Here is a 15,522-nt window from a genome sequence, read left to right as displayed (position 1 = left end):
GGCCTTTTGAACACTGGCCTAATACCCTGCCATGGGTATATTTACTATGCTGCCGCTACGTGCGCACCTTTAACCCTGAACAATTCCACCTGATCAATACGCTTAAAGAAAATACCCTGCGTCAAAAGGATATAGTCATGGGTGATCAGGTATTGAAAACTACGGATGTATAATAACCTGTAAAACGCACAACCGCAAACCACCAGGCTGAACACAATAAAATGAGGGGACAGCCACCAGGCCAGCAAAAGGAAGTTAATGGCCAGCGTGAGGAGCGGCAGGGCTTTCAGGAATGCGAACAGCATTGCCGGCCTTAATTGAATTTCATCATTCTGCGTCATGTTTTAGTTGATCTAAATAGGTTAATGAATGAACCGGCTTACTGGTTCGGAAACGGGGGCGTATAGAAAAAGCCTCCTGAAAAGCATGCAGGGACACCTGCTCCTGACCGAAAACCTGTAAGTTGTTATTGCGATAAATATGAATGTCGTTGTTCTGATAAAGAATGCGGACAGGAATGTTCTTGATAACTGCTGCTAACTTAATATCGGTGATATTCCCTACCAGGTCCTTGCCAAATACTAAAACCACCTTACGGCCCGAAAAATTTTCCCTGATCCAGTCGGCCTGTTCCGCATGAAGCTTGTTACCGATGGCGATAAATGCCAATTGCTCCAGCCTTGGGAAACGATGGCGGTTAAAAGTAATAAAGGCCATCGCTTCCATTACCGAATAAGTAATGATCAGATGTGTGGCGTTTTGAGTCCCGGCAACCCAAAGGTTTTGTGTGGCCGGAACGATGTGGACACCGTCATCATAAAATTCAACCTGATCTCCATAATTGAAGGTCAGATCGCCTGCAATATTAAAAAAGGCCTGGACTTCCGAAGGAATTCCAAGCCTTGCTAACAGTTGATGCATTAGCTTTACCTTCCTTTACGGGATTGTGACCGTTCAAACTCATGAGGCTTAAATCCATACTGGTTTTCAACATCTTTGATTGCCTGGTGATAGCCGGGGCTTAATTTCTCCGCAGATTTTTGTTCCCGCTTCTGATTGAACAGGGCATTTAAGCCCTTATACACCACATAGCTAAGGCCGCCATCGATCAAAACAGAAGCGACCAAAGCCAGTTTATTGGAGCGGATACCGTGATGATCCGTACCGGAGTAGTTAAATTTTGTACCATCAGCGATCTGCACCTCTTTACCTTTTCGATAAGCTTCTTTCTGGGCCGGGGTTAGAAATTCATTATTGACCATATCCGGTGCCAGGATTCTTTCCGTATCGGAAACGATGTATTCTTTGGTTTCCGGGTCATATTCCACCAGCATTTCTTTTTTGTTACCGTGGTTGTCGAGGGTGATCTTCAATAAACTAGCGACCTCCCCTTTTTGCAATTGCCTGGCCTCGGTTTCGTTCAAGAAATCGGGAATTTCCGCCTTGCGGTAGATGGGATGGATCAATAAGTCCAGTCTGCCAGCCTCATTTGGTTTGAGGGAAATCTTCGCGTTGATGGATTTGATCTTGATGTTATCGGTTTCCAGGTCACGCAGTTCCAGCATCGCCGTGCGGCGACCTGAAAGCAAAGCTTTCAGGTCATCGACATTTAACAGGAGCTGACCGCCCGCGGCCAGCCCAATGGTTTCCAGATCCTTGATCGGGAGATCATTTTCATGAAAATTAACGAGGTTCATTTAGCGTCCGATCTTTTGTTGATGTCCTTGTTCTTCGGCCTGGCCCTGTTCTTCTTCTAAAACCATATCCGGTTCACGGGGATTAGTTTTAGCTTCAAGCAGGGACTTATACAAGCCGTATTCGGGCTTTAATACTTTTCGGGTGCCTTCGGCATCTTCCACCTTGATGCTTTTCGTTTTATAGGTTTCGAGTACCTTGTAGGTGGTGTCCATATACGCGATTTCATCGCCCTTTTTGAAACCTACAGCTTCCGGTGCCTGCTTTTGCTCCCGCTTTTGTGGAACGCCTAACAACAGGTTTGCGATCTTTTGCGCATCCCTGGTCGCTTTGGCAATTTCAAATGGCTCATCCTTTAAGATCTTGGCAAAGGTGCTCATATAGGCATCCTTTTGACCGAAATTATGGCCGATCTTTAGTTCGCCGCCGATCAGGATGCCGGCAATGGCGGCCCGCATTTCCTCGCGGGCGTAATCCAGCGAACCAAATTTCCCCTCCATCGGGCGGTTCAGGCGGCTTTCATGACCTGACCAGTGTGCCAGTTGATGAACGGCCGCCTGCAGGTATTTGGTTTCGTTCTCAAAATGTTCCGGCTCGGGCAGGATTATGGTGTCACGTGCCTTGTCGTAGTAAGCTTCCTGACCGCCGTGAATGATCACCGCCTTACTATCTTCAATGAGTTTCGCCGCACGCTCACTTGGTGACAGCGTTTGCCCCTCGTCTTGTTTGGCCAAAAATTCTTCCAATGGTTGAATATCCTTTAACTGGCTGCCATTGAACAGGAATGCCTGGCTGCGCTGGGGTTTGTCGAATTCTACGGTTTTGGTTTGCGTAACACCTGCATCATCTTTAATAGGCTTGCCGTCGGCGGTCCGGATGGCCTGTATGTCGCTGGTCTTTGGAAACTCGATCATAGTTCCCTTTTCATCCTTTTTGACCCAATTGCCTGCAAAACGCGCAGCATCTGCTGATAGCCAGCGTGGGTCGTCATGACGCTGCATACCCAGGATCAGCGCATTCATGGCGCTGTAACCTTTACCTGTGGATGGATTGACCGGTTTAACGAATGCAGGCCTTCCGTTTTCTTTAACCGGTTTTTGGAACAGGGAAATACCCTCTTTGATTTCAGCGATCAGCTTGTCTGAAAGCTGGATCGGCAGTGCTTTGAAAGTTTTGCTCATTTTTCTTGTTTTTTAGCAGTTTGTATAAAAATTTAATTGGATTGAGATATTGATGCCGGTAGCAAATGCTGAAGTGCAGGTGCTCGCCGGTCACGTGTCCAGTAGCGCCGGTGATGCCGATAGGCTCACCAGCCGTTACGCTATCGGTGGGTATTACAAAAATTTGGCTGAGGTGGCCGTATATGGATTCAACCGCTCCATGAGCCAGCTTGATGTTTAAACCCAAGCCGTTACCATAGCAGGTGGAGTTCACTATCCCACCAAGAATAGCATAAACCGTATCATGTCGGGCTTTAAGGTCAACTCCCGCATGCATACTATATTTGCCGGTAAGGGGGTGAATGCGGTAACCATATGCGGAATTTATTTGAAGGTATTTAAGGGGCAGGCAGACCAGGCAGTAACTGATCAGCATTTTCATCGGCCGTGCGTTTGAGTAACCTCCTGTTTTTGTGTCGGGGTAATGGGTTGTAAGACCTTTTCCTGCATACCAGGGTGATCATTGGCGATGGCCAGTGCGGAATATAAGGCCTGGGAAGTTCCCCTGTCCTGCAATAGCATGATCTTGTACATCGCCTTGAAATCATCAAGCGGCATTGATGAGCCCTTGTTGGTCAGGTCATTGAATACCTCCTGTTTATCTTTCAGCATCATGACCTGCGCTGCAGGGAAATAAGCTTCACCCCCATCGGGAAACCTGACGTAATTTTCCTTTTCCGAAAAGGCCAGGGTGAGCACGCCGATATGCCCATGTTTTGGGCCGGTATCGTTTACCAGTTCCGGCCGCACTAATACCAGTGTGCCGGCTAAAGTTTGATTTTCCATAATATTGAATGTTAAGATGTTAATCGCTAATTTTTCGAGCCGCAGGAAGTCTTTAGGACCGGGATAACCTTGACCATAAAAGCCAAATTTGTGCTCTGTCTATTGGCTCTGTCGTGGGTGATGGCCGGCCGGCTTAACGGACTTATCTTTTGAGGCTCGTGTTTTGATACATCCCTAAGAACCGGTCTAAGCCAATGGTTGCAGCATGGAAAATGCCCCAATTATTTTTTATCAGTTCCATGGCTGTGCGAATATGTTTTTGTGTACCATAATCGAGTAGAAGGGCGATGTTCTTCAGGTCTTTAAAGTCATCAACAGAAAGTGTCAATGCATTTTCATGCAAAAAATCATAGATATCGCCCGGCTCTTTGAAGGTAAGCAGGGCGTCCGCACTGTATAAGCCGACTTCGTGGTCGTCGAACCTTACATAAAATTCATCTGTATTCAGGGTCGCTGCCGTAATAAACCCGATCTCCCCCTGTTTATTCACCGGGTCATCTTTAAGGTCAGGGTGCACCAACAGAAACTCGGGAAACTTTATCTCATTAACGTCTTCTTTCATTTTTTCATAGTCGCTTTAATTGGTGTGTTCGGTGTGGGTGACCTGAAAGACAACACCATATCCTGTATTTCCTGGCTGATGTGGTCAAAGTTCTGCCGGAGTTTTTCATCCAGTTGCCCACCGAAATCATAAAATGATGGCAGGGGTTTATATCCTTTTTCCTCCCGCTTAATGGCTTCCATATCGAGGTTGATGCGGCAGTTTATGGCAGAGGTTTCAAATTGGCCGGTAAACTTTTCCTGTGCATCGGCAGCTATCACGCCAACCATTTCCCCCGAATTAAGTGAGGCGATCTTTCCTGCCGGGATCAGGGCTTCCAACTTTTCGGAATAAGTGCCGAAGGCTGAGGGAGAGCGGAACGAACGAGCGAATTATGCCGGAAATCTTTTGCAAACCCAACGACAAGTCCGGGCTTGATTTTAGCTGCGCTTTTTACCCGTTTCGCCTGAAAAAATGATTGATTTAATAAAAAAATGCCGTTGGAGCCGGAGGCGATACCAGTTTCCAAAAACACAGCTAGGAGAAATAACGATATGTTCAAGGCTTACTCTCTAACAGTTCAATCACCACTCTAAGTTCTGAAGTGGGAAGCAGGGGCCCCCAGCATAGCAGATAAAGCGTAAACCCAAGCCCGCGGGGCTTGCCGTAACAACTTAAGTGCAGGCTTTTGTGCCCGACGATGTGCGGCAAAGGTTATGGCCAATGAGTTATACAATCGGCAACGGGGAGATTTGCCAAAAACAACAAAAACAAAAATACCACGTATACAGCGCAACATATAACATGGTCACGATACCGAAACATTTAATAGCAACAGCGGATAGTGGTTATTTTCCGCGGGTCGGAAATTGGGAATTCGATGTAACCCGTACTTCGGATACTTGGTCAAACGCGATATTTGATATCCTGGAACTCCCTTACGATACGCAACCTGATCATACTTTTGCTTTAACGTTTTACCGGGAACCGTTCCATGGGATGTTAAAAAAGGCGATAGCCAAAGCTTATCAATTTGGGATAGCCTGGGACCTCGAACTGGAATTAGTTACCGCTAAAAATAAAACGATTTGGGTGCGCTGTTACGGCGGGGCGGTCATTGAAAATGATGTTGTATTGAAGATCAAAGGCGTTTTGATGGACATCGACAAATACCGGGCTAAGGAAACTTCTTTTGATCTGTTAAAACAACAGCACAAACAACTCAATACCTTTACGCATGTATTAACCCATAACTTAAGAAATCATGCTAACAACATATCGCTGCTCACAAGCCTTATCGAAACTGATGAGCTCAACGAGGACAATGCTGACCTGGTCAATAAAATAACCCATGTTGCCGACAACTTAAATTCGACTATCGATCACCTCTCAGAAGTCATCAAGGTCAATGAAAATCTGGTGGAATCGGAACCTGTAAGTTTTGACGATTCCATGCAGTCCGTATTTTCGTTATTGCAGGCAGAGTTGGAACAGAGCGAGGTGGATATCCAAACGGAGTTCAATGTCCCGGCAATCACGTTCCCCAAATTATACCTGGAAAGTATTCTTGCTAATTTTGTAACCAATTCAATAAAGTATAAGAAGGAGCTTGAAAGTCCGGTGATACTGATCAGTACTTACAGGGATGACGAAAAGGATTGCGTTATTTTAGAATATCAGGATAATGGCATCGGTATTGATCTAAGTAAACACGGGGATAACATCTTTGGTTTATACAAAACATTTACTGATCGGCCAGGGGCGCATGGTGTAGGTTTATTTTTAGTAAAGACACAGATAGAATCGCAAGGCGGATACATTATTGTTGAAAGTAAGCCGGATGTCGGAACGATCTTTAGGGTGTTCTTTAAATCGAATTCTTGAAATGCGTACACTCATCCCCTTTGAAGATTGGTGAGGTGACTATTTTGCTTCAAGCCGCCATACCTGTTATATTTGTTATAAAGGTAGCATTTAAGCTCGTAATGCTTAAAAGTAGCTGAACTGTGAGATTAACCCACTTTATTGCTTTGTGTTTATAAGTCTAAATTATATCAAATTAAAACGCCAGGCTTCTCAGCCTGGCGTTTCTCATTACATCTTATTGGCACCCTTCTTTGCTTTACTTGCTGCGCTTTTACTGGACTTATATCTCATGCCAATCTTACCGCTTTTAGTTAAATGCTTGTTCGGTTATAACGCTTATCAAGCTTACGACTTTTAGTTTTATGCGTTGTGTCCTGAAAGTTCGAAGCTACAGCCTGGGTGAAGGTGCCAAACCGGGCATTCCACAGTTACCAGCGTGAATAGTTTTTTCATTGTTTGGTTGTTTTAGTTAATTTAAAGAACAAGCTGATTACAAATAAATATGTTCTCCCTAAACTTTACAGTATAAGAAAAAAGATTGAAGCGAGCTGATCATTTAATAACTTGCATTACTATACACGATTGACTATGAGGCGGCACCAGATAAGCAAAGTAAAGATGAATGCACTTCGTACCGCATTCATAAAAGGTGAATTTAGAAGTCATTTGCTGGCCCGGGAACTTAAAGTATCCAGTATAACGACCTGGCGTTATCTTAAAGAATTTGAAAGGATAAAGGCGGATTACCCGGAGAGGCTTACTGAAATGGATTTCTATATAACGGACCCACCTAGAACTCACCGCGAAACGCCAATGTATATTCAACTAATGAACCATTTGCCGCAGCTTGTCAGCGCAGAGCAGCCCGGTACCAAGGCAAAGCCTGTTTGGAGAAAATTTCATGTTTTATGCCCGGAAGGGTATACTTATTACCCCTTTAAAACAATCTATTATAAGTATGTTTCAGAACAGGTAACTGCAAAGGTGCCGAACTTGATCGAGTTTATATCGGCAGAAGACCAAAAAAGGTTGACAACCTGGCGTCACGGAAATAATCATCGGCGTTGGCAGATCGTGACCACACTTCGAGCAGCACTAGCGGGAAGAAATATCACACAGATTGCTGACAAAGCCGATTGTCAACGGAAGTCAGCTAATGACTGGATAAAGACTTTCAAAGTAAAAGGCTTGAGCGGTTTCGACCTTAAAAAGCGAAAACCGGACGTGAACGTTGTTAGGCGAATGGCCGACCGAAGAGAAAACCTGATGAAGCTGTTGCACCAGACCCCAAAGCTTTACGGACTTAACAGGACAAGCTGGACGATCCTTGCTTTGACTGAAGTTTATAATTTGATTTATCCAAACAAGCCTGTCAGCTATATGCAGTTATCGCTTTCCTTAAAACAAATGGGTTACAGCTACAAAAAGTCAAGAGATATGTTGACCTCGCAGGATCCCGACTTTCGAAAAAAGATTGCTCACATACAAACGATATTACATCAACTTAAGCCAAACGAGAAATTTTTTTCTATAGATGAGTATGGCCCTGTAGGCATAAGATTAAAAGGTGGACGGACGCTGCGGACAGACATTGAAGGACAGGCTATTATCCCCGAGAAACAAAAGAATAAAGGATATGTGATTTGCACCGCTGCTTTAGAGTTGTCAACTAATCAGGTTACTCACTTTTATTCATTGAAGAAGAATACATTTGAGATGATTAAATTGATTGATTTACTAAAAGTCCAATACGCTGGTCAAGAACGGCTTTATCTCTGCTGGGATGCTGTCAGTTGGCATAACTCTAAAATTCTGAAGACTTATATTGAAGATCATAATGCTATCACCCTCCCTAAGATAATTATTGCACCACTGCCTTCTTGTACACAGTTCCTAAACGTAATAGAATCTGTATTTTGCGGATTGGCTAAGGCAGTGATACATAATAGTGACTACGCGTGTCTTGACGATTGCAAGGCTGCAATCGATCAGCACTTCGAAACCCGTAACAATTATTTTAGTTTAAACCCTAAACGTGCAGGCAATAAGATATGGGGAAAGGAGCAAGTAAAAGCAAAGTTCAGTGAAACACATGTTACCAGGAACAGGAACAGTATGCGGGGAGCCAGTAATAAGGATAAAAATTAATTCAAAATCCTTTATGATTAAATTTTTTAAGGAGTTCTGCTTTAACCACAGTCATGTCGTTAGCCATATGATGATATATCTCCTCATAATGTTTCAACATTTCTGAAATATATTCGCTTTGTAACCTATACAAATCGCTTTGTTCGTTGGGTAAGGAATGCTTGATCTGGTCGGTGATATCTAGTACTTTTAAATACATCTCTTTCGACTTTGAATTAGAAGCGATTATAGATTCATTTGTAAATGACACATCGAAGTATAAACCCGCAAGATTATACTTCCAGTTCTCCGCATCCAACCTATTCATATATGCGTTTAGCTTAGTCATTTCCTGATTAAGAAAGTCTAAGCTCTTTTCACTACGCGAATTGTTATAATTTTGCCAATAACCTATGTTTTTTTTTACAATGGCCATCTTCTCACCAGTCACAAAGTAGAAGTTCTCTGCTATATCAACCTGCTTGTTTCGAAAGGTGCTTTTAAGTTCTGTATTAGCTTTACGTTTATCACCTACATAGGAAAATAAGCCCGTTAAACCTTGCGTTAACAACGCACCTATTAGGCCTGAAAAGGCACTTACTTGAATTAATAAACTATTACCTTCCATTACGTATTATAAAAATTCATTGTTATTCTTATCGGAACTATCAAGTGCTGCGACCTTAGCCTTTAGTTTAAAGTAATATCCCTTGTTGAACATAGCCAACATTAGCCTGTTATCCGCTAACAACTCCATCGCTTCTGTCAACAACTGTTCTAAATGCTCAATACGTTCTTGATTTTCCATATCTGAAACTATTTTTCAAAAATAAGAAATAGCACTTTGATTTGCTAATAATATTAGCATAACTTTGTAATTATGGAAAAGTACTACACGGCTCAACAATTGGAAATACTTCGATTAAATCAACACCTTCGAGAAAATATGACAGATGACGAGATATTGCAGCTTGGAGCAGATTTAGAAAGCGAAGAAGATTTAGACGAAAATAGCTGCACACCAGAAACCTTAAGAAGCCTTAGAAGTGATGACGGTTATTAACGCGAATAACTATCTGCTATAGACTTAAGTTAAAAAATTTATCGCTGACATGAAGAACTTCGCAGTCGATTACACTCAATCTCTAAAACGCCCGTTAGCTGGATGGGTTATTCATGCTGCTTTTGAAAGTCCCGCAACAGACTATGAAGAAGACAGGATAAGTCTTGACCAATATGTATCGACACATCCGGAAGCTGTATTTTACATACGGGTAACTGGCGACTGCATGATTGGCTCAGGCATCAACGATGGAGATCTTTTAGTGGTTGATAGGAGCATCAAACCATTAACCGGCGATGTCATAATTGGGGTACTAAATGGGGAACATATCATAACATGCTATGTCGAATACAATGGTGCAAATTATCTTGTTCCTGACAATCCTGCTTATGAAGTTATTAAAGTAGAAGAGTTTACCACATTTACTATAGAGGGAGTTGTTCCTCATACCCTTTTAAATCAACGGAAGCAAGCATATGTACGCGCTAATAGATTGCAACAACTTTTATGTAAGCTGCGAACGGGTATTTCAACCTGAACTCCGAGGTAAACCTGGCGTTGTACTAAGCAATAATGATGGTTGTGCAATAGCCCGAAGCCAAGAGGCAAAAGACCTGGGTATAAAGATGGGTGCACCGTTTTTTGAAATTGAAGCGCTGCAAAAAGAGGGTAAGATTTGGTGGCGATCATCTAACTATGCTCTATACCAAGACATGATGAGACGCATTACATCAATCGTTGGAGAGTACTGGCCTGAGATAGAAATTTATAGCATTGATGAAAGCTTTTGCGATTTGCGAATGTTTAAAATTCATGATCTGGAAGCCATGGCGCTTATTATTCGCAAAAGAGTTTTTCAATTCACAGGCATTCCGGTTTGTGTAGGTATTGGCCCAACACGAACGCTTGCGAAAGTTGCCAATCGTATTGCCAAGAAACATGTTGAAGATGGTGTATTCGTGATTAATGATGAGTTAAGCCGCCGCTTTGCTTTGAAAAAGCTTCTCATTGAAGACGTTTGGGGGATCGGGCCTAAGAATGCGGCCAAGCTTGTGAAGATAGGGGTCAATACAGCATGGGATTATGCGGCTATCAATGATTATGGATATATAGAAAAGCGGTTCACCGTTACGGGGTTACGCACCTGGTACGAGCTTCGGGGCGTATCTTGTTTACAAATGGAGTTTGTCAGAGAAGATAAAAAGGGCATCAATACAGGTAGAAGTTTTGGAGAAAAGACAGACGATTATCATATAATTGAAGACGCGCTTTATACTTTTGTACAGAACTCCGCACCGAAATTAAGGGCTCAGGGTTCGTTATGCAGTCGATTGCAAGTGTTTCTAATGACCAGTCAATTTGAGGTTGTGCACAAGCGCAAAAGTGCGGTTTGGCAAATGGATATTGCTATACCGACGAATATCACCCAAGAATTATTGAGGTATGCGGTAGAATCTTTAAAACGTATTTATCGACCGGGGTACCCGTATCAAAAGGTTGGCGTGTACATGACCGGTTTCGTTCCCGCAGCAGCCCGGCAAACTTACCTTTTAGATAACCAACCTAACCGGGAACGGTTAAGTAAGATTAACGGCTTGGTAGATAAGTTAAACGACAGATTTGGAAAGGACTTCGTTAGGTTTGCGGCAATGGGTTATGAGCGTAAATGGCAAATGCGACAAAATTATTTATCGCAGCGGTACACAACAAGGGTAAATGAAATTTTGGCAATTGGTGCTCACACCAATATGATTAGAACAAATTAAGTTGGCTTTCATCGTCATTTGCACCTGGCTTATGCGTTTGGTTTCGATCCATTTCTTCATCCGGTATAAACTTAAGCACATCGATGTAGGCGTCCATATCAGGTAATGCTTTGCTTAACCATTGTGCTTCTTGTTCTTTAGTTAGCGCAACCGGCATGCGGTTTTTGGTGTGGACTTCCGCTACCTGTTGGTTTGCCTCTCCAGTTATCATGGCAAAGGATCTATAGACGGAACCAGTTTTAGGATCTATCCATTCGGACCATAAACCAGCGACTGAAAATACCTTGCGGCTTTTTAGATGAAAAGCCCAATGCTTTGTCCTATCGGCATCTATAGCTTCTGGTTCAACAAATTCAGTTACCAGGATAATACAACGTTTGTGATTAGTCATTAATACTGACCATAAGGGGATTACAAGCAGATTTTCCTTCTTTGCGTTAAATGTACTTCCTTGCATTTTACACTCAGGAGCATCCCAACGTACTAAACCAAAGTGCATTAATTGTCGCTTTTGCGGCTCGTCAGCTGTGATTACCCATTCTTCATCCGTAATACGTCCATCCTTTTTTGCTTTCCTGCCCAGGCTTTCATCGGCGACATCTACGTTGTATTCCGCATCGATATCTACTTCCGAAGCATCAAAAATTATTCTGCTACACATGTTACGTTAATATACATAAGAATACAACTTAACGCAATTACTGTTTACTTTGCAGTATGGAATTTGGAAGAGACGAAGTAGCACTTGACAATATAGATTTTACTTTACCACCAGATAGTAAGGAAACAATACAAGTTCTCAATTCATCTCCTAACAATAAGATGTTTGAAGCATATGTTGGGGGCACACGGTGGGGACATAAATCACTTAAGGGAAAACTTTATCCTAAACAAGCGAAGGATATAGATTTTGCATCTTTATATGCAAAGAGCTTTAATACAATTGAGTTTGGCAGTACATTTTACGCGATTTCATCAAAAGAGGAAATTGCAACGTCCACCTTAAAGATTGCGGCTAATGACGAGTTTAAGTTTAGCCCAAAGTTTCCGCAAAGCATTTCCCATATACGTAGATTAATGAATGCATCTGAGCACACGAAGGCTTTTTACGATTGCTTGCCGGGATTTGGAAACCATTTAGGTCAGATGCTTTTGCAATTGAGTGATGGTTTTAGCCCAAAGAGTTTTGGTGCTTTAACAGATTATTTAGCAGTGTTGCCAAGCACCGGCAATGTTTGTGTTGAGTTGAGGAATAAAAACTGGTTCAATGAACCAGAAAGCCGCGATGCGTGGGTTAATTTATTTAAGAGTACAAATGTTGGTACGGTAATTACAGATTCGCAAGGTCGCAGAGATGCAGTTCACATGGAATTGACGAAGCCGGTTGCTTACATAAGGTTCGTTGGCAATGCTTTGCATCCAACCGATTACATCCGAATTGATAGTTGGATAGAACGTTTAAAAGTTTGGAAAGCGCAAGGGTTGCAATCCGTGTGGTTTTATATACATCAATTAAACGAAGCGCATATGGTAGATCTCGCAGATTATATGATAAGAAAGATGAATGCAGAACTTGGCACTAATATACGTAGACCAATTATGCAATTATCCTTTGTATAGGTAGAACAACCTGATCAATTTCATCATCCGACAGTTTATCTCCGCAGTATTCCCACTGATGCTTATCCTCTATATGAAAAGCCAATTGACCAATATCAGGTAGCGAGTTGCTGGTTAAGTCATACACCCCAATGGGTACCATGCCAACACCTTCATCTATAACTTGCGGAGTTGCTATAATGGATATAAAACTACCATCATCTTTTTTAATTTTTACAGTTAAGCTATTTTCCATTGTGATGCTTTGAATTTATAACAGGCAATGCTCAAATAAGTTTAGAACCAGTTATTCGAATAGTTGCTGACCTTTTGTGTAATAAGTTTTACGTTTGTCAATTTCAGCTTTAAGGATATCCTCTCCGGAAAGTGTTAGTGTTTGTTTGGGTCGGTGCACCTGAAGGAAGTCACGCTCTTTCTCAGTGATCGTGTCAGGAAAGTTATGCATAATATGATTCTCCGCATTTGTCAGGACTGTTTTGATTGCTTTGGTAAGTACTGCGATTTTGTCTTCAGGTATTTTGTTGGCGTTAGAGAATGGCGAAATTTTGGCTTCGTAAAGGATTTCGTCCACATAGGCATTACCTATCCCTCCAACAGTCTTGCCATCCGTCAAAACAGTTTTGATGGAACGCGAGCTCTTATTTAACGCACCATGTAGATAATTAGATGGCATATCCATCGCATCGGGTACTTTTGCCGGCTTTGGATCAAGTGTTAATATGACCGCTTTTTGCCAATCGGTAATGGCTAATCCCGTTCCGTCATCGAATAGCAGCTCCGCGATTGTGAACCGGTTCTCGTTTTTATCCTTATACCAATACATGGTACCATGCAGCATCAGATGAAGCCCTAAGGTATGTCCATTCTCCAACACGAAATGCAATTCCTTACCAATCCTTATGATATCAGTTAATTGGTGTCCTTGCAACGTTTCCTGAAGTTCTGCTTCAGGACTCTTTAAACGCCGATCGATAAGCACATGAATTTCAGATAGCGTCTTTCCGACAAGCTGTTTTGCAAGATTTTTTCTAAATATGTTTAAGTCTGGTATTTCGGGCATAGCTTATAATATTTTACTTGTACTCACTTTCGATCCTTAAACCTATTTCTTCAATTACCGCTTCTGCCAGTATTATTCCGGAGGCTTGTATCCATGTCCAATCGTCGGTATGTTCGACAGAGGCCATCAACCGGCCATCAAAAAGTACATCAAAAGCGTTCTCTTGCATTATTACTTCGCAACTTACAGTTTTACCAGCGTAATCAAGTTCAAATATAAAGGATGGGTTTTCGGTTTCCATATTCAAATATATGTCGTTAAAACGAAATACAGGAGAAAGTCGCGACGTATATAAATTTGTTTCCTAAAGCCACTGTTTCTGGCAGTTTCGGAGTTTATCTTTAAAATATAGGTTTAAATTGATGAAACCTATATAAAATTACGACGTATAAATTGGTGTTGGTTAATTAGTTATAAGTTCAATAGTGAGCGCTTTAAGCCTCTAAGTATTACTTAGGGGCTTTTTTATTTTACTACCTAATGTGTAGCGCTGCTATATCAAACTCCGCGTTCAATCATTAAAACAGGATTCCTGCTCGTTGCTGAAAAAGTGTTGGTTAGCTGATGTATGTTTTATAAACATAAAATCGAACTTATGAAAACTTTAAAACTTACATCAGCAGTATTAGCCATTGTGCTCTTCACTATCACCTTTACATCCTGCAAAAAAGACAATGTGCCACCCAAGGACAATAAAAGTCTGCTGATTGGATTTTGGAATATGACCCAATTTGGGCCTGATATGAACGAAGATGGGCAGGTACAACAGGACGAAATTTTACCTGTGTCAAGTAACTTGCATTACTCTATTGAATTTTTTAAGGATGGAACGGCTAACTATAATGTTGGGTCGCCCGCTAAAGTAATCTGGACAATGATCGATGATAACACGGTGAGATTCGTTTTCACAAATGGCGATTCACCGATTTTGTTAAACATTAAAACGCTAACAGTGTCGGATCTTTCTTTCGAATCACAACAAGGCAATGACAATGAACCGTCCATTTATTCTTTTAAAAAGGGCACTAATTAGCTGAAAGCAGGGCAGGCCATCTTTATTAACAGACGTTTTTTTTATCATCACAACGCTTGGCGATTAGCCAGCCTTTTAAATTCAAAGCAAAAGGCGTCCTCCACTAAACATTCTCCTTTAATTGTTGTTCAAATTAAATATTTTAATTTGGAATGGCAAGGAAGAGAGCAAAAACGACCCAAGATACACGTACTGTTGATATTGAAGATCAATACGCATTAGATTTTTGGACCCAACAGTTAGGTGTTACAGAATTAAAGTTAAAGGCCGCTGTTAAGATTGTTGGTAGCGCATTCCCGGCTGTTAGGCGGGAATTGAAAAAGTAAAAGGCGCACGACGATTTTAGTATGGAGGAGAAACCTATCGATAGCATATCAGCACATAGATTTCTGAAAAAAAACCACGGATTGTAACTGTTTTAATTTGCGATATTGGGATTATAATAATAGTAGTATGCAGAAAACCTACGATCGGCTTAAATCTTATATCGCAAGGCTGAACGTTACCATAGTCTGGAAGCGCTAAAACTAAAATATTCTAATGACTCCGCAAACCTAGCGCAGTATAAACGCTATACAACATTTGTACGGCTTAGAAATAGATTAATAATGAAATGTATTGATTTACTCTCTAAGATGAACACTGAAATAAAAAACACAAATTAGGTTATGTCTGTGCAGCCCCAGTCAAAACTTGACCTCAACGCTTAAGCTTAGAAACAACTCGTACACTTTAGTTCTAAAGT

23 protein-coding genes are annotated in these 15,522 nt (G+C 41.8%); 8 read left to right on the top strand and 15 right to left on the bottom strand.

Going from position 1 to position 15,522, the window contains the following annotated elements:
- Window positions 1-44: 44 nt before the first annotated feature.
- The 9 genes from ABIB39_RS11640 to ABIB39_RS11600 form a co-directional block, all read right to left on the bottom strand.
- On the bottom strand, window positions 45-341 hold the full coding sequence (locus ABIB39_RS11640) for a PH domain-containing protein (protein ID WP_354430109.1): 297 nt from the start codon (window positions 339-341) through the stop codon (window positions 45-47).
- A complete protein-coding gene (locus ABIB39_RS11635; protein WP_354430107.1) occupies window positions 328-921 on the bottom strand; it encodes a hypothetical protein in 594 nt (197 codons plus the stop codon). The genes ABIB39_RS11640 and ABIB39_RS11635 overlap by 14 nt, the downstream gene beginning before the upstream one ends.
- A gap of 5 nt (window positions 922-926) precedes the next feature.
- A complete protein-coding gene (locus ABIB39_RS11630) occupies window positions 927-1,697 on the bottom strand; it encodes a DUF4099 domain-containing protein (protein ID WP_354430106.1) in 771 nt (256 codons plus the stop codon).
- A complete protein-coding gene (locus ABIB39_RS11625; protein WP_354430103.1) occupies window positions 1,698-2,876 on the bottom strand; it encodes a zincin-like metallopeptidase domain-containing protein in 1,179 nt (392 codons plus the stop codon).
- Window positions 2,821-3,297 carry a M23 family metallopeptidase gene (locus ABIB39_RS11620; protein ID WP_354430102.1) on the bottom strand — a complete coding sequence of 159 codons (477 nt, stop codon included), beginning with the start codon at window positions 3,295-3,297 and terminating at the stop codon, window positions 2,821-2,823. Before ABIB39_RS11620 ends, ABIB39_RS11625 begins: the two co-directional genes overlap by 56 nt.
- The gene (locus ABIB39_RS11615; RefSeq protein ID WP_354430101.1) at window positions 3,294-3,701 is read right to left on the bottom strand and encodes a hypothetical protein; all 408 of its coding nucleotides are present in this window, start codon (window positions 3,699-3,701) and stop codon (window positions 3,294-3,296) included. Before ABIB39_RS11615 ends, ABIB39_RS11620 begins: the two co-directional genes overlap by 4 nt.
- A 142-nt stretch (window positions 3,702-3,843) precedes the next feature.
- Window positions 3,844-4,263 carry a hypothetical protein gene (locus ABIB39_RS11610; protein WP_354430100.1) on the bottom strand — a complete coding sequence of 140 codons (420 nt, stop codon included), beginning with the start codon at window positions 4,261-4,263 and terminating at the stop codon, window positions 3,844-3,846.
- Entirely contained in the window at window positions 4,260-4,583 is a 324-nt protein-coding gene (locus ABIB39_RS11605; protein ID WP_354430099.1) for a hypothetical protein, read from the bottom strand. The genes ABIB39_RS11610 and ABIB39_RS11605 overlap by 4 nt, the downstream gene beginning before the upstream one ends.
- Complete coding sequence (locus ABIB39_RS11600; RefSeq protein ID WP_354430098.1) at window positions 4,571-4,804, bottom strand: hypothetical protein; 234 nt, start codon at window positions 4,802-4,804, stop codon at window positions 4,571-4,573. The genes ABIB39_RS11605 and ABIB39_RS11600 overlap by 13 nt, the downstream gene beginning before the upstream one ends.
- A gap of 242 nt (window positions 4,805-5,046) precedes the next feature.
- On the opposite strand from ABIB39_RS11600, the gene ABIB39_RS11595 reads away from it, so the two are divergent.
- Window positions 5,047-6,126, top strand: a complete 1,080-nt coding sequence (locus tag ABIB39_RS11595; protein WP_354430096.1) for a sensor histidine kinase — start codon at window positions 5,047-5,049, stop codon at window positions 6,124-6,126.
- A gap of 600 nt (window positions 6,127-6,726) precedes the next feature.
- Complete coding sequence (locus ABIB39_RS11590; protein WP_354430094.1) at window positions 6,727-8,256, top strand: IS630 family transposase; 1,530 nt, start codon at window positions 6,727-6,729, stop codon at window positions 8,254-8,256.
- 1 nt (window position 8,257) lies between these two features.
- Here ABIB39_RS11590 and ABIB39_RS11585 read toward each other — a convergent pair whose 3' ends face one another.
- Both ABIB39_RS11585 and ABIB39_RS11580 read right to left on the bottom strand, forming a co-directional pair.
- Window positions 8,258-8,863 carry a hypothetical protein gene (locus ABIB39_RS11585; RefSeq protein WP_354430093.1) on the bottom strand — a complete coding sequence of 202 codons (606 nt, stop codon included), beginning with the start codon at window positions 8,861-8,863 and terminating at the stop codon, window positions 8,258-8,260.
- Window positions 8,864-8,869: 6 nt separating this feature from the next.
- Window positions 8,870-9,043 (bottom strand): hypothetical protein, encoded by a 174-nt coding sequence (locus ABIB39_RS11580; RefSeq protein WP_354430092.1) that lies wholly within the window; start codon window positions 9,041-9,043, stop codon window positions 8,870-8,872.
- 72 nt (window positions 9,044-9,115) lie between these two features.
- Between ABIB39_RS11580 and ABIB39_RS11575 the strand changes: the two genes are divergently transcribed.
- From ABIB39_RS11575 to ABIB39_RS11565, 3 genes are read left to right on the top strand one after another with little or no spacing between them, the layout of a single operon-like run.
- Window positions 9,116-9,298 carry a hypothetical protein gene (locus ABIB39_RS11575; RefSeq protein WP_354430090.1) on the top strand — a complete coding sequence of 61 codons (183 nt, stop codon included), beginning with the start codon at window positions 9,116-9,118 and terminating at the stop codon, window positions 9,296-9,298.
- Between the two features lie 49 nt (window positions 9,299-9,347).
- On the top strand, window positions 9,348-9,836 hold the full coding sequence (locus ABIB39_RS11570) for a LexA family protein (RefSeq protein WP_354430088.1): 489 nt from the start codon (window positions 9,348-9,350) through the stop codon (window positions 9,834-9,836).
- A complete protein-coding gene (locus ABIB39_RS11565) occupies window positions 9,775-11,064 on the top strand; it encodes a Y-family DNA polymerase (protein ID WP_354430086.1) in 1,290 nt (429 codons plus the stop codon). The genes ABIB39_RS11570 and ABIB39_RS11565 overlap by 62 nt, the downstream gene beginning before the upstream one ends.
- On the opposite strand, the gene ABIB39_RS11560 is transcribed toward ABIB39_RS11565, so the two are convergent.
- Window positions 11,051-11,725 (bottom strand): SOS response-associated peptidase, encoded by a 675-nt coding sequence (locus ABIB39_RS11560; protein ID WP_354430084.1) that lies wholly within the window; start codon window positions 11,723-11,725, stop codon window positions 11,051-11,053. The two genes, ABIB39_RS11565 and ABIB39_RS11560, sit on opposite strands and share 14 nt — an antisense overlap.
- 56 nt (window positions 11,726-11,781) lie before the next feature.
- Between ABIB39_RS11560 and ABIB39_RS11555 the strand changes: the two genes are divergently transcribed.
- Window positions 11,782-12,684 carry a DUF72 domain-containing protein gene (locus ABIB39_RS11555; protein WP_354430082.1) on the top strand — a complete coding sequence of 301 codons (903 nt, stop codon included), beginning with the start codon at window positions 11,782-11,784 and terminating at the stop codon, window positions 12,682-12,684.
- Here the strand turns inward: ABIB39_RS11555 and ABIB39_RS11550 are convergent.
- Genes ABIB39_RS11550 through ABIB39_RS11540 form a run of 3 tightly spaced genes read right to left on the bottom strand, consistent with a single transcriptional unit; the run spans window position 12,662 to window position 13,985 of the window.
- Window positions 12,662-12,919 (bottom strand): hypothetical protein, encoded by a 258-nt coding sequence (locus ABIB39_RS11550; RefSeq protein WP_354430081.1) that lies wholly within the window; start codon window positions 12,917-12,919, stop codon window positions 12,662-12,664. The two genes, ABIB39_RS11555 and ABIB39_RS11550, sit on opposite strands and share 23 nt — an antisense overlap.
- Window positions 12,920-12,970: 51 nt before the next feature.
- Window positions 12,971-13,744, bottom strand: a complete 774-nt coding sequence (locus tag ABIB39_RS11545; protein WP_354430079.1) for a DNA-formamidopyrimidine glycosylase family protein — start codon at window positions 13,742-13,744, stop codon at window positions 12,971-12,973.
- A gap of 13 nt (window positions 13,745-13,757) precedes the next feature.
- Window positions 13,758-13,985 carry a hypothetical protein gene (locus ABIB39_RS11540; protein ID WP_354430077.1) on the bottom strand — a complete coding sequence of 76 codons (228 nt, stop codon included), beginning with the start codon at window positions 13,983-13,985 and terminating at the stop codon, window positions 13,758-13,760.
- Window positions 13,986-14,339: 354 nt separating this feature from the next.
- Between ABIB39_RS11540 and ABIB39_RS11535 the strand changes: the two genes are divergently transcribed.
- Window positions 14,340-14,777: a hypothetical protein gene (locus ABIB39_RS11535; protein WP_354430075.1), complete on the top strand. Its 438-nt coding sequence runs from the start codon at window positions 14,340-14,342 to the stop codon at window positions 14,775-14,777.
- A 152-nt stretch (window positions 14,778-14,929) separates the two neighbouring features.
- A complete protein-coding gene (locus ABIB39_RS11530) occupies window positions 14,930-15,103 on the top strand; it encodes a DUF3606 domain-containing protein (RefSeq protein ID WP_354430074.1) in 174 nt (57 codons plus the stop codon).
- The last annotated feature ends 419 nt before the right edge of the window (window positions 15,104-15,522 follow it).

The organism is Mucilaginibacter sp. UYP27 (assembly GCF_040547175.1).
GTDB lineage: Bacteria > Bacteroidota > Bacteroidia > Sphingobacteriales > Sphingobacteriaceae > Mucilaginibacter.
Note: the sequence above shows the minus strand (reverse complement) of the source record. Positions and strands in the feature narration are given on the sequence as shown.